16 protein-coding genes are annotated in these 16,561 nt (G+C 46.5%); 9 read left to right on the top strand and 7 right to left on the bottom strand.

Going from position 1 to position 16,561, the window contains the following annotated elements; translation table 11 throughout:
- Positions 1 to 500: 500 nt before the first annotated feature.
- Positions 501 to 1,481, top strand: coding sequence for a tyrosine-type recombinase/integrase (locus tag DXZ20_RS06080; protein WP_163697046.1), 981 nt, complete (start codon positions 501 to 503; stop codon positions 1,479 to 1,481).
- 439 nt (positions 1,482 to 1,920) lie between these two features.
- On the opposite strand, the gene DXZ20_RS06075 is transcribed toward DXZ20_RS06080, so the two are convergent.
- The 4 genes from DXZ20_RS06075 to DXZ20_RS06060 all read right to left on the bottom strand — a co-directional run bounded on the left by DXZ20_RS06075 (position 1,921) and on the right by DXZ20_RS06060 (position 3,596).
- Positions 1,921 to 2,118: a hypothetical protein gene (locus DXZ20_RS06075; RefSeq protein ID WP_163697043.1), complete on the bottom strand. Its 198-nt coding sequence runs from the start codon at positions 2,116 to 2,118 to the stop codon at positions 1,921 to 1,923.
- Positions 2,119 to 2,260: 142 nt separating this feature from the next.
- Entirely contained in the window at positions 2,261 to 2,518 is a 258-nt protein-coding gene (locus DXZ20_RS37270; protein WP_250565647.1) for a hypothetical protein, read from the bottom strand.
- A gap of 85 nt (positions 2,519 to 2,603) precedes the next feature.
- A complete protein-coding gene (locus DXZ20_RS06065; protein ID WP_163696625.1) occupies positions 2,604 to 3,086 on the bottom strand; it encodes a hypothetical protein in 483 nt (160 codons plus the stop codon).
- Between the two features lie 144 nt (positions 3,087 to 3,230).
- A complete protein-coding gene (locus DXZ20_RS06060; RefSeq protein WP_163697039.1) occupies positions 3,231 to 3,596 on the bottom strand; it encodes a hypothetical protein in 366 nt (121 codons plus the stop codon).
- 123 nt (positions 3,597 to 3,719) lie between these two features.
- Here DXZ20_RS06060 and DXZ20_RS06055 point away from each other — a divergent pair, with 123 nt between their 5' ends.
- Positions 3,720 to 3,890, top strand: a complete 171-nt coding sequence (locus DXZ20_RS06055) for a hypothetical protein (protein ID WP_163697037.1) — start codon at positions 3,720 to 3,722, stop codon at positions 3,888 to 3,890.
- 201 nt (positions 3,891 to 4,091) lie between these two features.
- On the opposite strand, the gene DXZ20_RS06050 is transcribed toward DXZ20_RS06055, so the two are convergent.
- Together DXZ20_RS06050 and DXZ20_RS06045 are read right to left on the bottom strand one after the other, a co-directional pair.
- Positions 4,092 to 4,523: a hypothetical protein gene (locus DXZ20_RS06050; RefSeq protein ID WP_163697035.1), complete on the bottom strand. Its 432-nt coding sequence runs from the start codon at positions 4,521 to 4,523 to the stop codon at positions 4,092 to 4,094.
- A 21-nt stretch (positions 4,524 to 4,544) separates the two neighbouring features.
- Positions 4,545 to 7,310, bottom strand: coding sequence for an ATP-binding protein (locus DXZ20_RS06045; RefSeq protein WP_163697033.1), 2,766 nt, complete (start codon positions 7,308 to 7,310; stop codon positions 4,545 to 4,547).
- 177 nt (positions 7,311 to 7,487) lie between these two features.
- Here DXZ20_RS06045 and DXZ20_RS06040 point away from each other — a divergent pair, with 177 nt between their 5' ends.
- The 3 genes from DXZ20_RS06040 to DXZ20_RS06030 all read left to right on the top strand — a co-directional run bounded on the left by DXZ20_RS06040 (position 7,488) and on the right by DXZ20_RS06030 (position 8,773).
- Positions 7,488 to 7,766: an HU family DNA-binding protein gene (locus tag DXZ20_RS06040; protein ID WP_163697031.1), complete on the top strand. Its 279-nt coding sequence runs from the start codon at positions 7,488 to 7,490 to the stop codon at positions 7,764 to 7,766.
- Positions 7,767 to 7,872: 106 nt separating this feature from the next.
- Positions 7,873 to 8,493, top strand: coding sequence for a hypothetical protein (locus DXZ20_RS06035; RefSeq protein ID WP_163697029.1), 621 nt, complete (start codon positions 7,873 to 7,875; stop codon positions 8,491 to 8,493).
- Positions 8,494 to 8,560: 67 nt separating this feature from the next.
- A complete protein-coding gene (locus tag DXZ20_RS06030; protein ID WP_250565646.1) occupies positions 8,561 to 8,773 on the top strand; it encodes a hypothetical protein in 213 nt (70 codons plus the stop codon).
- Positions 8,774 to 8,936: 163 nt separating this feature from the next.
- On the opposite strand, the gene DXZ20_RS06025 is transcribed toward DXZ20_RS06030, so the two are convergent.
- A complete protein-coding gene (locus DXZ20_RS06025; RefSeq protein WP_163697027.1) occupies positions 8,937 to 10,340 on the bottom strand; it encodes a helix-turn-helix domain-containing protein in 1,404 nt (467 codons plus the stop codon).
- A 1,690-nt stretch (positions 10,341 to 12,030) separates the two neighbouring features.
- Between DXZ20_RS06025 and DXZ20_RS06020 the strand changes: the two genes are divergently transcribed.
- From DXZ20_RS06020 to DXZ20_RS06005, 4 genes are all read left to right on the top strand, one after another.
- A complete protein-coding gene (locus DXZ20_RS06020; RefSeq protein WP_348918544.1) occupies positions 12,031 to 14,007 on the top strand; it encodes a hypothetical protein in 1,977 nt (658 codons plus the stop codon).
- A gap of 1,071 nt (positions 14,008 to 15,078) precedes the next feature.
- Entirely contained in the window at positions 15,079 to 15,441 is a 363-nt protein-coding gene (locus DXZ20_RS06015) for a hypothetical protein (RefSeq protein ID WP_163666413.1), read from the top strand.
- A complete protein-coding gene (locus DXZ20_RS06010; protein WP_163697026.1) occupies positions 15,438 to 15,578 on the top strand; it encodes a CHAT domain-containing protein in 141 nt (46 codons plus the stop codon). The genes DXZ20_RS06015 and DXZ20_RS06010 overlap by 4 nt, the downstream gene beginning before the upstream one ends.
- A gap of 477 nt (positions 15,579 to 16,055) precedes the next feature.
- Positions 16,056 to 16,493 carry a hypothetical protein gene (locus DXZ20_RS06005; RefSeq protein WP_163666417.1) on the top strand — a complete coding sequence of 146 codons (438 nt, stop codon included), beginning with the start codon at positions 16,056 to 16,058 and terminating at the stop codon, positions 16,491 to 16,493.
- The last annotated feature ends 68 nt before the right edge of the window (positions 16,494 to 16,561 follow it).

Genomic DNA, 16,561 nt, shown 5'->3' with positions numbered 1-16,561 from the left:
TCCATGATGGGATGCACGTGAAGGCCAATCCCTATTTACGGTTTGCCATCCCATTCGGATCACCAAAAGTCGCCAAGAGCCCGAAGTTGTGTGAATCAGCATACACTACGATATTTTCTTATGGTTGCCATCCCCAGCGGGGGGAGTTGAGCAATTACCCTATCTGCTTCGGCTCCGTGATTGGGCGTTAGAGCCAACTTCACTCTGTAGAATTCCGGGTCTACTCGGTGTGGCCCTTGGAGTCAGTTGTTCCCCTAACTGGTGGGACTTGAACCCACATCGGTAGAGAGTTAGGTCACCGGAGGGCCGGTCAACCCCTTGGGTTATGGGCTTTCCGGATATACCGTGGCAGCCTTTAGCCAAGAACGAATCGTTCGTGTAAGTTTTAGCGTAGGCAATTATAAGGGGGTTAGTTTGGGTAGAATTTGAACCATGGGGAGAGGCCTACGCTAGATTGGGCGTTTCACCCTGCGGGTTGTTTCAAAGAATGGGAGTTGGCGATGGCTCGTGATATCCCTGAGCCCACCTTTATTGAGTTTGGCCAGGCAGCTAAGGAACCGGTTCGGGTAGCTGAGGATTTGGGCTGGCAGCGGGTGGTGGAGTTTTTGCGATCGCGTGAGCTATCCGCCAGTACTCTCAAAGCCTATGAACGGCAACTCCAGATCTTCTATTCCTGGACTCAGAACAAGTCTTGGCACGACATTACCCACCGCGACATTGACCGCTACAAGCAATACTTGAAGAATCGGCCCAGTAAACGAGGGGGAACTCTCGCTCCAACGACGATTAATCAGGCCTTAGCCACCCTGAAGAGTTTCTTTAAGTGGCTCACCGTCAAGGACTATATCACCCGTAATCCCACCCTCACCATTGAATTTCTCAAAGAACCGGCTAAACCACCTCGCGATTTACCGGAAACTCAGGTTAATCAGCTGTTTGAGGCGTTAGCCTACCGGGGCGCTTCTGAAGTGCGCGACCGGGCAATTCTCCAGGTGCTCAGCCATGGATTGCGGGCCAGAGAAGTCTGTGGTCTCGATATCAGCGATTATGACGGACGGCGGTTGAGCATACGCGAGGCAAAGTGGGGCAGTGATGGACTCGTCCCCCTGAAACCGGATGCTGTTTTTGCATTGGATAGCTATCTGGGATGGTTGGTACGGAATGGGTTTGCCGTTAGTCAGGAGGCTCCCCTGTTTATCAGTTTGTCGAACAACAGCCGGGGACAGCGCTTGGGCTATAGCGGTATCTATGAGCTGGTCAAGGATTTAGCGCAAGCCAGTGAGTTAGACGACATTCACCCACACCGGATGAGACATACCTTTGCCACCGCGCTCGTGGCCGCTGGCATGAATCCATTGTTAGCAAAGCGGGCGGTCCGCATTCGCTCTGACAAGATTTTTGCGCGCTACAGTGACCGGGCCTTAGATATCAAAATGGAAGAGGCCTTTGAAGAGATTTATGGGGCGGCTGAAGAGTCATGATTTGTTGATCTTTAGACGTTTACGTTGTGGACATGTCTACAACGTAAAAGCCCCTTCAGAAAAGGCTTTCAAGCCTCAGGCTAGAGATATGTGATATTATCTGACACAATCTGACACAAATTGTCAGCCCCCTGGACCTTGATCGAGGTAATTGGGTGGTTCAGAGTATGGATTTATTCAAATAACCGGAGTAATTGACGTATGGATTCGGTGGAACTGGCCGATTCAGAAGCTAATTGCCCCATATTTCAGCTTCGCTTAAATAGCTGCAGGACTTCAATTGTCTGATTTTAGATATCAGAATCACTACAGGTAGAATCCAAAACCGTTGATAAGCAAGGCATCGCAACAAACTATAGCGTTTTTATAGTGTGAGTTGTTCAGTTACTAGTTGCACCTCAGTGCGGCTTCCCTACAGTGGTTAGCCTGAGCTACAGATCTATACACTGGGGCTAAGGTCATTTAGACGTTCGGTATTTTCAATTACTTGAGGTGCTAGGCGTTCTGTCATTTGAAGCAGCCCCGCAATGGTTGCTTCATTCTGGGCCTGACGTTCGATTAGAGTTGAGATCGCAGCCGTATTTGCTTCTTGCTGCTCAGCAATACGCTCTAATGTCGCTTGTAGCTCTTCACTCATACTAATTGCCTGTCACGACCGACTGCTCGTCAAGTATATAACCATCCTCTAGGTTTCCTCCCCCCTTGCAGAAACTTATATGACATCATCACAGCAATAGGGAAATTGTAGATACAACTACTGGAAAATTTTGCTCACAACCTCACCAGGGCAGGCGTTTGCGGGTTCGCTTAGCTTCCTGACGCACAAGGCCGACAATGCGACCGTTGACTTCGTCCTGGTCTTCACCACCAATAGTGCCAACCATGCGTTCGAGTTCGTGAGCTGTTAGCGATTCGTTGACCATGTAGGCTTCCTGAGCAGGTTGGGGTAAAGAGCTTCGATCTCCTCGTTTACCACCAGTTGCTTGGTAGAGTTCGTTGACACCACAGCTGAACAATTCGTCGGTTTCGGCGATCACTGCATCGGCGAAGACCTGGCCGCGTCCCCCGTTTTCGTGGATGGCTTTATTGAAACGACGATTGACGATAGCGCCATCGACGCGCTTACGCTTGGGCGTTAGCTCTTGTGATCGACCCGATAGCTCCAACTGGGATGCTTGTTCCTCGTAGTTGGTCTTTTCTTCCCGCCAAAAGTTCAAAAAACCCATTGTGACTAGCTTCTCGTTGTTCGTCAGCAGTGAAATCGGAGGATGTGAAAATCTGCTCTAGACCCATTTTTATGAGGTCTAAAGCATCAGGAATCATCATGAATTCGTCTAGGATTTGATCTCGATATTCGTAATCGGGGTGCTCGGGGGTGAAATTGAGGGTGTAGAGAATTAGGGAGTAGGCATCTAAAGTACCTCGGTGGATCGAGATCGCAGATAGCCGAGCGTATGCGGCTTCCCAGGTCTTCTTATAGCGACGATCGCCAAATCCTTTGATTTCACGCACGTAATCATCGAGTGAACTGGTTAGCTCACCACAGTAGCTGTTTATGGTGGTCCAGACCTTCCAGACACGTTTTTTAAGCTGCTGCATTTTCATGGGTTCACCTGTGTTTACGGACGTAAATACATCTGAACTATGGCAATGATACCGTTGCTCATTAGTGCTGTCTACTAGATGTTAAGCGACCTTCCACAACATATACAGTCAGCTACATGGACGTAGTCTCTGCCTGATTGCTGTCTACTGACTATCGCTAATGCTGTAGCCAGTCGCATTGCCAGTACTATCGTAATAAATGGCAACCCAGCGATTTCCAGAAATACTGTAATAATCTGCACTCTCGCTTCGTTGTGCTGGAAAACCAAAGCGATCGCTAATGCTGGTGTAATTTTGGGGCCAGTTGAGATAGCTGAGAGCCAGCAAGTCGGCTTGGCCCATTGTTCCATCTAGACCGTAATCTTCAGCATTAGCGTCTGGGCTTGCTGGTAGTGAGGGGTCAAAACCAATTTTGGTGGCGTTGGCAGCACCACCCGTGTTTTCTATGGTGCAGGCACACAATATAAGTAATCCTGCTAAAGGTAGATATATGAGGGGATTACGACTCATAAGACACCTCATGAGGGGCATTTAAAATATATCACATAGGGCCACTATGTCCACCAATGGCCCTAAACGTAATTTACCCCTTAGGGGACAATTGGTAGGTATGTCCCTTGGAGTGTGGTGAGTGTGAGTAAGGAGCCAACGGAAGAAATCGTAGAGCTAAAGCTACGAATTCCTCGAAGCTTGCGCAGTGAGTTCAAATCTATTTGTGCTGCCAGGGATGAAAATATGAAGGATGTGCTGGTTGCTCATATGCGGAAATATATAGAGCAGCACAAGGCAGAAAAGAGTGAGTAATTCATGTCCTGAAAATAAAACATATTGAGGCACGTGTGTTAACCAGGCGGAGATCTTGAGGTGATTCGCCTAGCTAACCCTCCATTAACTGGGTCGAATTACAGATACTTTAGAAGTAGGCACCGAGGATATAAGTAACGGCAAGTCAATAGGCAATTTGGTTTACCTGGTTACGGAAGCGACTGTTGAGAATGGAGGGGCTTACGGCTGAAAACGCCGACGAAACTCTTCAGCAGCCATGTCACCTGATGCCTCCACCAACTTGCCAACAATAGGGTGAATGATCACCCCTGTGACTGCTCCAGACAACGCGGGTAGATGTTTGACAAACCATTGTTTGACGTACTCTACAGTCGTCAAATCTGGTTTGTCAGCAGTAACAGCTTCCTCTAGCTCATCTACTCGCTCTAACGCCGAATCCCGACGCTCGGGTGCCGTTGACGTAGAGATCTGAGCTTTGAGCGCTTTGAATACTCCTTTTAATTCCTCTAGCTCAGCAGGTGTGACCTCCAATGGCTGCAACGGGCCGAACTGATGTACCTGAGAAATATTCTTACCGACAGCCATTTGTCCACTGACCTCCCCAGAAATGTTGGCGCTGATTTGGTCACCCTTATTGCCACTACTTGTCATGCGACTATCCTCGTGGATGGACTAATTAGAAACACGGTTAAACTGTCTTCGAACTTCGATCCTCTTACCATTCAGTCGAGTTTGTTCTTTCAAAATCAAGCTATCATCAACACATTCGTAAACTACCCGAGTCGTTTTCTCTAATTGCTTCAGCGCGGTTTCAACCTCCTTGGTTAACTGTTTGGGGTCAGGAATATCGGCCATAGACGTCTCTGGGATTGGCCTACTGTCTGTCAGTTCGGACAGCGTATCCATCTTATCGATGACTTCTTCCGACTGACCATTGTCAGCACTGGGAAATGAGAGCATATTATCTGAGCTCTCAGCGCTTACCGCATCCTGCGAAAATATTATCAGCTGCTTATCAGGCTTCTCTTGATACTCTCCGTTGACTTGCAACTGTATAGTCAAACCGATACCGTCTGATAGCTGACTATTATTGAGTGATTGATTAGCCTTAAACTCTACTCTAACGCCTTGATACTTGAGTAAGTATGTGCCCTCTTGAAACAAAATCTCTATATAGCCAGTGGCCCTTGCAAGCTGTAAAGTGTCATCGCCAAGTGTGTCAAAAACACTACCCATCAACCGACTCAAGCTATCCGAACTTTCACGCCAATTCCCGATCAAACAGGATTGAACAGATTCAGGAGTTTGAGCCAGTTCTGGTACGCGATCAGAATCAACGGTTTCATTTACTGTGCCTGTTTGCGAAGTAGCCGCTTCTGATGACGGGACCTGCTCTATGGGGGGCACTCCGGGCAAATTTTCCTGAGTTGAAGAACGAGGTAAAACAGACTCAACGCGATCTAACCCTTCAGAAACAGTATCCGTTCTGAATAAGGGATTTTCTACATCGCTGACAACCAAACCCGTCACTGCTGCTGCCCCTGCCAGCACTGCGGCAGCTCCTTTAACTAGGCCCAAAACACCGCTTCCTTCTGCAAGCATTTGCCCCGTCTGTGGAACCGCTACCGGCAGGAGCTCTAAAGCTTGAGTACTGACTTGTGCGCCTATAAAATCCTCTAAACCCAGACGAATTTGGATAGCCTCTTGCAAATGCAGTTTGGCTAATGTGTATTCCTGCAGACATAAAGCTCGCACCCCCAGCTGGTGCTGAGCAAGGGCTTCCGCAGCAGACTCATTAAGCTGCTGGGCAGATTTCAACGCCCACTCTAGCGTCTGCTGCCAGGTATCCCAGTAGCCCGCCTGAGCAATTGCAGCCTCGGCATACAGACTCATCCAGAGTACGTTGGACCAGAGTCCCCATCGAAAAGCCACCTTAAGCAGTCGTTGGAAAACCGGTGCTTCTTGAATTAGCTGATTAGGTTGATCGACCTGTTGTTTGAGCCAAGTCTCAGCAAGTGGCAATAGCCATTCTAAGCAAGCCTTTGGCTTCACCACATATTGCAATGCTTTCTCTGCCTCAGGCGAGATTTTATATCGATCACCATCACTTTGGACAATGCCATTCTGGACAAAGTGCTCCAACGCGCTCAACGTATTTGGCACTTGACTTAGCGCGGTCAATGTTGAAGCAGTAGCAGGAATACCGTTTAGAACAACAAGAATATCTAGAACTCTTCGATCTGCTTTTGATAGGCTAGATAAGTGTTCTTTAGAAATATCTAATGGTGTTAGGTCGGCATTTTGTCTTTCGTGAAGCTGATTCAGTTGCACCTCTAAGGGTTGCCCTCCCTTGATTTCTGCAGCTACACGAAGGAGGCTTAACGGATGTCCCTCCAGCACCCTGCCGATTTCTACTGCGCTCTCCCTTTCGCTACGTGATAGAGGCCTTCCTATTGTTTGTTCTATAAGCGCTAAAATTTCTCGATCAGCTAGCTTAGAAAGCGTTCTTGAGTGACCTTCACCCCATAGTCGTCGCTCCGTTGATGTTGTCACAAATAAACAGGCTGGAGCATAGTTGATCAGCTGCAGAAGCTCCTCCCTAGCAAGGCGGGTATCATCAATAAAAACTATGGCCTTGAATAATTGCAAGGCCTGATAAATTTGGGTTTCCGTAGGCTTATAGGAGTCAGTTGGCTCATGGAATACGTCAAAAAGCGATTGCAGCAAGTCCTTATATGTAAAGGCGTTAGCTGCCAGGTAGACAACACCATCCGAAGCCATCTTTTCAACTTGTGGGAGATAGATCAGATGGCGTAGAAGCGTTGTCTTTCCCACACCAGATGGGCCATAGAACTCCAGTGGCTGTTTTAATTGAAGAGCTCTGATCGCTACTCTGATTTCGGCCTGACGTCCAATCATGTTTTCAAAAGGACGTGGTCGTAGAAAGACTGGTGACGGACGTCTAAGTGGTGTCTCTCGACTGGTATTTTGCGTAAGCTGCACAACGCCACCATGCATTTCGCCAATCTGGAGAATATAGTTACCTACTGCAACCTGACCACTAATATTGCCGTTGATGTTGGCTTCAACACTGCTTTTGACCTTAGGAGGCTCCCGGTACTGCAAGGTTTGATCCTGGAGCGATGGCTGTAGCGAAACCTTTTTTTTCCAAAGGGGACGTACCTCACCAGGTCTTTTTCCCTCGATCTCAACGATATCAATACCTTCTACCTTCAACTTGCTAATGCCCTTTTGCACATACTTGACAAGCTGGTTGCTTGATATAGATCGGGTGTAAGTCAAACAAACCTGTAAACAGGTGCGATCTCGCTTTACCTCAGCGGTAATATGCTTTGGCTTTAATGCCTTAGTTAGCAGCTGCTCTATGGCCCTTGTATCGCCCTTCCTAGCAAGTTGTAAGGCAGTACTAGAAGTCATAGACTCAAATTTGGTGAGTATCCTAATTAGGCTTAGAACTCGGTCATTCAAGATTAGCGTAAATAGGAAATAGGAGAGTGTGAAAAACGTATTCCCAAATTGCTCTACAACAAGCGAGCTATATGGTCTAATATGAGCTGTCTTATAACGAATTGAGCTGCTTTTAGCTTGCCTACTATGAACAAAGGTGAATTGATTGATGCAGTAGCATCGTCTACTGAGCTACCTAAGAATGTCATCGATAACGTGGTATCTGCCACGATTGATACGGTGATGGCAACCGTTTCGGAAGGAGAGAAGGTCACTCTGATCGGCTTTGGTAGTTTTGAACCACGGGACCGTAAGGCCCGAGATGGGCGTAATCCTAAAACGGGCGAGGTGATCAAGATTCCTGCTACGACTGTCCCTGCGTTTTCTGCCGGGAAAGCGTTCAAAGAACGAGTCAAAGATGCCTAACGATCTAACGTTCTAACGATTCATTACTGGAGGTGCTCATGGTGAGCACCCATCTTTCAAACTTAGTTCTAGCTAAATAGTTTTATTAGACGGCTAGAACAAATCAATGAGTCGAAAGTATTGTTCATTTAGTTTTTCCTGTGAGGCAATTACTCAAACACCGGGGTTATTGGCGGCTCAGTGTCCTAATTTAGCGGCTTGTTCAGCACTGGCTAAGTCAGATGTAAAGGGTGAAACCGTTAATCTTCAAGTGGGTAATGAAGCAGAGGCACAGCATTCTGTAGCCATGTCGGCTAACTCGGCTGCCACATTAATGCTACGACAGCGGGGTAACCCTCAAGACCTGGATTCGCTAGGAATTTCGTCACTGATGGAGACGATCCAGGATTCCATGGCTGAGTTGGAAACCCAATTCGCTCAATTTGAACCGAACAGCAAACAGTATATTGCTCCTGAGGGAACGGAAGTGCATGCCTATGCGGTTAAGCGGCCTTACGGTACCTATTGGTACAACAAACTGGCGGCCCATAGGGAAATGTTTCATCCCCAGGCACAGCAGCGATTGGTGCGGCACATTCATTTGGGTAAAACGGGCGAGCCACGCCATCGGGAAGCACGGGCGGGAATTGAGCGACGCAATCAGTTGGTCAAAACTCGGACACAGCTGATGCAGGCGGCCAAGGCATTGGAAGAAGCGCTCTCGATCCTACAAAATCCACGTTCCTAAAACTCTGTTCAGCCGCAGGATTACTAGGAAAATCTTTGATACTTTTGTACCAGTATGAGAGTTACCCATGGCTAAATCCGATCCACAACCCACATTTATTGAGTTCCAAGATGGCAGGCCCCAAAAGCCTGTAGTGCCCCAGGCAACTCGTGAGCCTGATTGGGTAGATCGGTTTCTTGAGAATCGGGAGGTAAGACCCAGTACAAAGAAAACCTACACTCGTCAGCTGCGGCAATTTCAGCGGTGGTTAGCTGGAAAGGGATGGCCAGATGTCACCTAGCAGGAGTTAACTCGCTATAAGACTCATCTAAAAACGACACCTAAGGCCAATTCATTCAGCCTAATATTCCCCCCATCACCAGAGTTTCTCTGCCAATAGCAGAAACTCCTTAAGCTAATGGTGATTGAAACGGTAAGACATAGATAGCTCTCACAGCCAAGCACTAAAAATAATCAAACGTACGACGCAAGATAAGTTCATTATCTGCTGTAATCGTTCGAGTACCATTCTCCATCATTGAGATCAACCCCTGACTAATTCCAGTTAGCATCGCCAACTTACGCTGACTCCATCCCTTTTCCACCCTAAGACTCTTAACCTCCTCCGGAGTCAACTTCGGTACCGCAGGTTCTATCTCAACAGGTTCTTCTGCCGCCTCCCCAGATGGAAGATTTGCCGTATCCCAACTCTCAGGAGGAGCAATCAACAACTGAGCCTTCAACAACTGATCAAAAAATCCCCTAGGCCGACGAGACGTATCCCGCCCAAACCCCGACGGTTGAATCTCAACCGGATACGTCTCAGCATCAAACGTAATCTGCCAACCCCGATCATGTAACGCCAGCAAATCCTCATCCCACGTATTCGTCAGCTTCTTCCGCAGCTGATTATCCGACTGCGCATTGTGCACACGCTCCACACCATAGGCCACCTCTAACAAAGTCCGCACTGGCAACGGATGCTGTGGACTAAACTGCGCCTTAAACAACAGCCATACCATCAATCGAGCCGCCCCCGCCCGGTGCTGCCAAATGCTCATCACACTTTCCAACAGTGATTTCGGTAACACACCTGGGTTAACCGGCAGCTCCTGTTCCTGAGCTGTCTCCTCATTCAAAAAGTACTTAGCCCACAGCCCCGCCTTCACCACAAAGGACATCCCAGTCAGCTCTTTATTACCAAAATTATCCTGCTGATAATGATGGCGAGTACCCAGGAGGTGCCACAGGCGGCCTTCCTCAACTGTAAACCCCTTTCGCTTGCCGTAGCGCGGCCAGGAAATAAGCGTCGTAATCTTACAAGGCTGTTTAACAATCTCCTCAATCAGCGCTAGCTTCTCACGACGATTCTTATCGGTACGTCGCTGCAAACCAAGATAAGCCTCAATTTGGCGATCATCAATCACCAACTCCTCTTCCCAGGGCCGCTCCATCTGAGACGCATGGGCCGCCAGGATCAGGTGTATACACGCCGCCCGAATATCAAACGTATCAATAACCGCCAGAGCAGCTGCCCCCGCTAGCGCAGCAGGGTGCTCTTCCTCTGTATTGTCCGCAATCCAGAAACAAATTGCCCCCTTGCCATCATTAACCTCACGGCTATAAATCAGCTTGCCATCGGGATCAGTTGTCCAAGGCAACTGCTGACGCTGGGTGAGAATATTGCTCGCTTCCCAGATTGGCAATGAGGACGTTACTTTAGTCAGCGATCCCTGATCAAACAGATCTGGATTTGTTTTAGGACGCTCACCTGGGGCCACTTTGGTAGTAGGCCGTTTCTGCTGCGTCGCGACAGAACGACTTGCCCGCGTCTCAGCATCTAGTTTTTTGTTAGATTTTGAGGCCATTAGATTCCCTGACTTCAACATTGTCCACGTCCAGTACCGTCATTTTGACCTAGAAGAACCTGCAGACTTGGACGTGGTTTAGAGAGCACTGGACAGGCAAGAAGAAAACATGCCAAGCTTCACACCACGCGGTGAATTATAGCGCCATATTCACACATATGAGGACAACTTACAGAAAGCGTGAATATTCTCATAGTCGTGATTACATTTGGCCTCAAAACCTCCATTTGATTACAAAAGTCTCTAGACCCTGGCACTTAAATTGAGACAACAATAGTCAACACACCATATGGCAACAGCTTTAGGTGATTACAAATATTTCTAGAACCCAAGCTCGATTACAAGTAAATCTAGAACCTAGCCCCGAAAAACAGATCACACAACCCCTTGAAGTGATTACATTTGGAGCTGATAACGGCTGTGATTACAGGTTTTCTCTAGAGCCTGAGCCCAAAGCTGATTACAACAAAGCCTAGAGCCTAGACCTGATTACAAAAACCTCTAGAACTTGGGCCTGATTACAGGATTACTCTAGAGCCCAACCCTAGAAAATCGGTTAGAAGCCTCATTGAAGTGATTACATTTAGAGCTGATAATGGCTGTGATTACAGGTTTTCTCTAGAGCCTGAGACCAAAGTTGATTACAACAAAGCCTAGAGCCTAGACCTGATTACAAAAACCTCTAGAACTTGGGCCTGATTACAGGATTACTCTAGAGCCCAGTACCTAAAGTACGGTGTTGATGGGGAGTTTAAAGGTGTTGCTTGGGGTCCCTCCAAGTTCCCTTTCCGGAAGTAATCAAGCTATCTCAATAGGCATACTGGGGTTTCCCCATGGCAGGGTCGGAACGCCGCCATAAAACCCAGCGTACTGATTACATCTGAGTCTAGGGCTTTAACCCAATTACAACAATCTCTAGAACCTGGTACCTGTAATCACGCTAGAACATTCCAAGAAGGTGGCATCTAGAAGCAAAACCCCAATCTTGATTACATTCTTATTCTAGAGCCCAATCCCAAAGTGATTACAGAATTACAAACATAGGATTCTGATTACATCAATACTCTAGAGCCCGGCCCCTACAGTGATTACATCCATGGTGTCCAAAGGGATTGATTACACGATTTATCTAGGGCCTGGTACCCATAATGATTACAAATTAGTTCTAGAACATAGACCGGAAAATTCTAGGTCCCTTACCCTAAACTATCTAGACCCCATACCCAAAATTTTGATTGTTGTTATGTGATATTTCCCAACAACAAAAGAGTTTGATGTTTTTGGCCCTCTCAGAAGCCAAGCCATGATTACAAATTTTCTGTTATCAGAACAATCCAGGCAAGATTTTGTAATCAGACAGTCTGCTATAAGCATTGAAGTCAACATGAGTAGTTCATTTGTATAAGGCACACAATTAAAATTCAGCACTTTCTAGTGCTTTAGACCACTGTGAAACAGAATATTGCTATTGCTGATTTAGATTATGAAACGATCTGTCAGACATGCTATCAACCAGCATCTTTCAGATGAAATCATACCGAGGATCAGCAATGCCAGGATTATCCAGTTCTGTTTTTTTGGATTCCTACCCTTAGCCTCTAAATAAAGCAGGATTCCTGCTTACAGCTAGGGTTGTTTTGTGTTGCCAAAATACAGGTCTACTCGTAGACAGCGGGAATCACTCGTCTGAGTGCAGCAACATCCCGATGCTGTTAACGGAACTGTGGACCTAAGCGTGACATTGGCTCTGCCAAATCCATTTGAATACGTGCAAGAACGAAACAATCGATTTCTTGCACTATTTTCCCATCGTCACGATTACATCTACGCGAACCATCCATCCCCAGGCAAACGCCCCCAATGGCAAACGGAAAGTCGGCATCCATTATCAGACCGACTGATTGAACAGGGTACTTATTTATATGGTGTGCGATTTGGGAAAGAAACCCAGTACGCCATGGTCGATATTGATATCGGTAGCGCGTACCACCCCAGGCGAGATCCCATTGCCTTTCAAAAACTGACTGAAGCACTGGAACCCTTAGGTCTTGTGTCAGCCATCACCTGCACCTCATCCGATAGTCAGGGTCTGCACCTATATTTTCCATTTTCAGAATCACTGACAGCTTGGGAAGTGGGCAGTGGCATCACATTGCTTCTGGAAAGTCAGGGCTTTAAGGTCACCCCCGGTCAGCTTGAAGTCTTTCCCAATGCTCGGTTATACACCATCGAAAGTACTCCGAACTTATTTAACGCCCACCGGCTACCGCTACAGCGTGGGTCGTATTTACTCAATGATGATCTAGACCCGATCTGGACCGACCAGACTACCTTTGTCGAACAGTGGAAACAATGCCAGGGACGCAACAATCTAAATAATGCGATACTACAGCGGATCATTCGACAGAAGAAACGGCGCAGTTATCGTCTCTCGAATAAGGCTGATAAGTTTCTAAACGACCTAAATGCTGAAATCGAGCAAGGTTGGACCGACCATGGCCAAACAAATCGATTACTGGGTCGAATCACCATGCGCACCTATGTATTTCACCATGTGATGTACGGTGGTGAACCGCTAATCGGTGACAGTCTAATCAAAGAAGTTCTAACTATAGCCAAAGCATTGCCGGGCTATGAGTTGTGGTGTCGTCATCAGCATGAAATCGAAGACCGCGTTTCAGAATGGGTCAGCTGCATCGAGAAAAGTCACTACTTCCACTATGGAGAACAGTTTGGAAAATATAAATCTAAAAAGGAAAAGAAGGAAAAGTCTGAATCTGAAAATACTGAACCCAGTTGGAATAAACAGCAGAGTCAAAAAACCAAGGACAAGATTCAAGCAGCACTCAAAGAACTCTCAGACAAAAACGAACTTCCAGAACAGGCCACTGCTAGATTCAATGCCCTTAGAAAATTTGGCATCGGAGGTGGGTCTCTATATCGCTACAAAGAACTGTGGCATCCACTCTGGAAAACACAGGAGAACTGCCCAAACACACCCCAAATTAACAATGAATCTGGACAGTTTGGCCAAGCTAACGCACCAAACTGTCACAGCTCCACAAGCTTATTACAAGGGATAGATGGTAATGATAATGAAACCAATGGTTCTAGCGATCTGAAATCTGTTGCATCTCAGCCAGAGGGTGGTAATCCCCATCAAGAAGAGATTCAGCGTATCCGGGAAATGTTGTCGAAGGCTCAGGTCGCTGTCGATTTACAGGCAGCTCAGGAGGTTGTAGAGGCTGAAGAAGTAATGGCTCAGGAGTCTAGGGCAGCTCACCTGCAGCAGATGGCTTACTGGCTAACGTTGGATGACCCGATTTTGATGGCGGAGGCGTTGGCATGGTTACGGCAACAGCCGCCTGAGCTATGTGCTGGGCTGGTGGATATGGAGCTGTCAGAGGCGAAGCAGCAGTCATTAGAAACGATTGTGGAGATAGTGGAGCAGCTGCAGAAGTTGGATTGGGGACCGGGAAGGATTCAGGAGGAGTTGCGAAGCTTCTTCGAAGCGGCTATAGCCCCATCAGGCATGGCTTCGCTAGCGCCAACGCAATTCACCACATCCTCGCTGGCCCATCTCACGGCTGAACAAAGACAACAGTGGTTATCTTATTTGCGAGCCTTCTCTGGAGAGACCTCGTCGACGCATCCTGACACAGGATAACTCTCTAGCCACCCTTGGCCCTATGGGCTGAGTTAACGGAAGCAGTGAAAAGTAGCCCAACTGATGTGAGGGTGCGATCGCAAATGTAGTGCCCCCCAAGACCATAGCCGATTAGAAATAGGCTGATGGCAAGCCCAAGATGCCAAAAGAGGTAGCTCTTTTCAAGAGATTTATAGAAAGGGTTTTGAAGCATATCTTTCGCATATTTGAAATAGAGTACCCCTATTTGTTTGCGATCCTTTTTAGGGAAAATCCACAACCAATGAGACCACCAAAACCCTGCATATGGTACAGAGTCCGTCTGTGGATGGATACAGTGCTACCAGTGGAATCGCACCTAAATGGGCTATGAAAAAAAAAGAAACAACAGGCCAATCAAGTTGGGCTTTTGCACAGTGAGCCATCTAAGGCCATTGGACATTTGCATAGTAGCCTTCGTAGGTAACGTCTTTAATCTGTTGTTCAACATGGTTGATTTACTGACTGGCTATAGTTGGTCTTCTGTTGACTTCAGGAGAGACATCATAGTGAAAGCTTGGACTTGACTCATCAAACCTATTAGACAAGATATAAAGTCTGATAAGTCATATCTCCAATATTTCGAATCTTGAAAGAAATTTGATGCCTTTTGAGTCGTCTAATATGGCGAGCTAATTCATAGCGATTCAAAATATCAATGGGTAAATGCTTGGTCCCTTGAATGGTCTCTAGACACTGATCACTGCAACAGAAGCAGGGAAAAGTATTGAATAAATCCCATTCTGTTGAAGGATAAAAGCGGGTAATAGGTTCACCAACTTGCATAAGTTTTATACAAATAACGTCGCCTGATGAGTTCCGCTGGACTCATAATGCTTCTGCCTCATTTAACCTTATTAGGTGTACTGCAATAACTAATCCCAGAGCTAGACAACAATATTTAATATAACGATGATCCCTGGTAGAAAAAATCCCGAAAAGTTCAGGTTGATTCAGGTAAAAGTTCAGGTTTACCCAGGTATTGAAGTAATAGAGCCGTCGCAAAATAAACGATGTGTGCCATAGCTAGATGTCGACAGTAAAATGCTAACTATGGCATATATTCTCTCGGCTACGGGTATGTGCGAGATCCATCGTAGACGGTTGACCAGTTGGGCAAAGCGTAGGGCATCGCAGCAAGAATTGCAGCTAGTTCTGAACTGGTTACTTGTGGAAAGTGGACTATCCCCCCGGGGAACAGCGAATTTTCTGGATGAGGAATTGAGGATTGGGCAACAACACAATAACAAAGACTCTTATGGTGATAAGGCATATATTTTACATCGTTTTCATAGCAATCCTATCGTTGTCATGCAAAAGGCTTTGGCCATCAATCCGGTGCAGCGCAACACCGAGACCATCGACACCGATTTATTCCCAAACTGTGCACCATTCTCGCAACGCTTCTTTATATGACTGAGTTTTACACGGCATTAGCACAGCCAGATATCACCAAAGCTGAAGCTTTTCGTCAGGCACAGCTAGACCTGATGCAAGACCCACAGCTAGCCTCCTCTCACTTCTGGACTCTCTTTGTTCTGGCGGGTAACTGATTATAAATCTGATAAATTCAGTTGGTGATTTTGCTGAAATTTGTCTCGTGCCCCTGAACTGAATAGCATGAGTCTATTTGCTAACTGCATTCTTTGAAAAGTTGTTGTTATACACCCAAAAAGCGCTTGACAACTTTTATCGAAGTGTAGTATCATCACATATATCTCTTGAGATTTTGAAATAGCGTTATTACTTCAGAAGCCTAAGGAAGTTGTTGAAACGACTGTAGAAAATTCTTGCAATGCTTTCTGGGCCGTGGTTTTTCTTTTGAGGTTTATTTGATGTAAGACTGCTTGAATGCCTTTAAACAGTCTTATGTGAGAGAAAAGAAAACCTCAACAATCTTATTCTCTCTCAGTTTTCTTTTGAATCCACTGGATAAAGAGCCAGGCTGGCTTTACCTCCATGATCTAGGCTTCACCTTGAAAGTGGTGTCTTCAAGTATGTTTCATTAATGCAAAAAGTAGGGTGTAACAATGAGTAGTACAGAAACAATTAACATCAAAAACCTGAAGGCCTTTCTAAGAAAAAATAAGAAAATTGATTTTCGAACCGCCGATTTACTCCACGCTTCGACTCTCGATACCTATAAGTGGACTGGTTTAGAGGACAATAAGGAAGGTCTAATCAGGCAGCTTAAGGCCTATCAGCGTTTATTAAGAGTTGTTCCCAATGGTCAAGAAGACCTCGCTATAAAGTTGCTACAAAGCGGATTTCAATCTGCTTTGCAAATTGCCAATACGCCCAGAAAAATGTTCATACAAGATAATCTTAAAACCTTTGGTAATGACAGAGTCCTGGCCCAAAGTGTGTATAAGCGTGCGGTGGCGGTGCGTAAAGTTGTTGCATTGCAATATACGGACCGTGCCCAACAGACAGGGGCCCACAGCCGTGTAGCTGGTCTTGCTCGCTAAGTCTAATCTTGCTCGCTAAACAAAGCTATCCCTGAAGGCTGGCCAATCATCGACCAGTCTCCGTTTTG

This window comes from Adonisia turfae CCMR0081, assembly GCF_011009555.1.
Taxonomy (GTDB): Bacteria; Cyanobacteriota; Cyanobacteriia; order Phormidesmidales; family Phormidesmidaceae; genus Leptothoe; species Leptothoe turfae.
The sequence above is the reverse complement of the archived record's forward strand: the minus strand, read 5'-3'. Positions and strand labels throughout refer to the sequence as shown.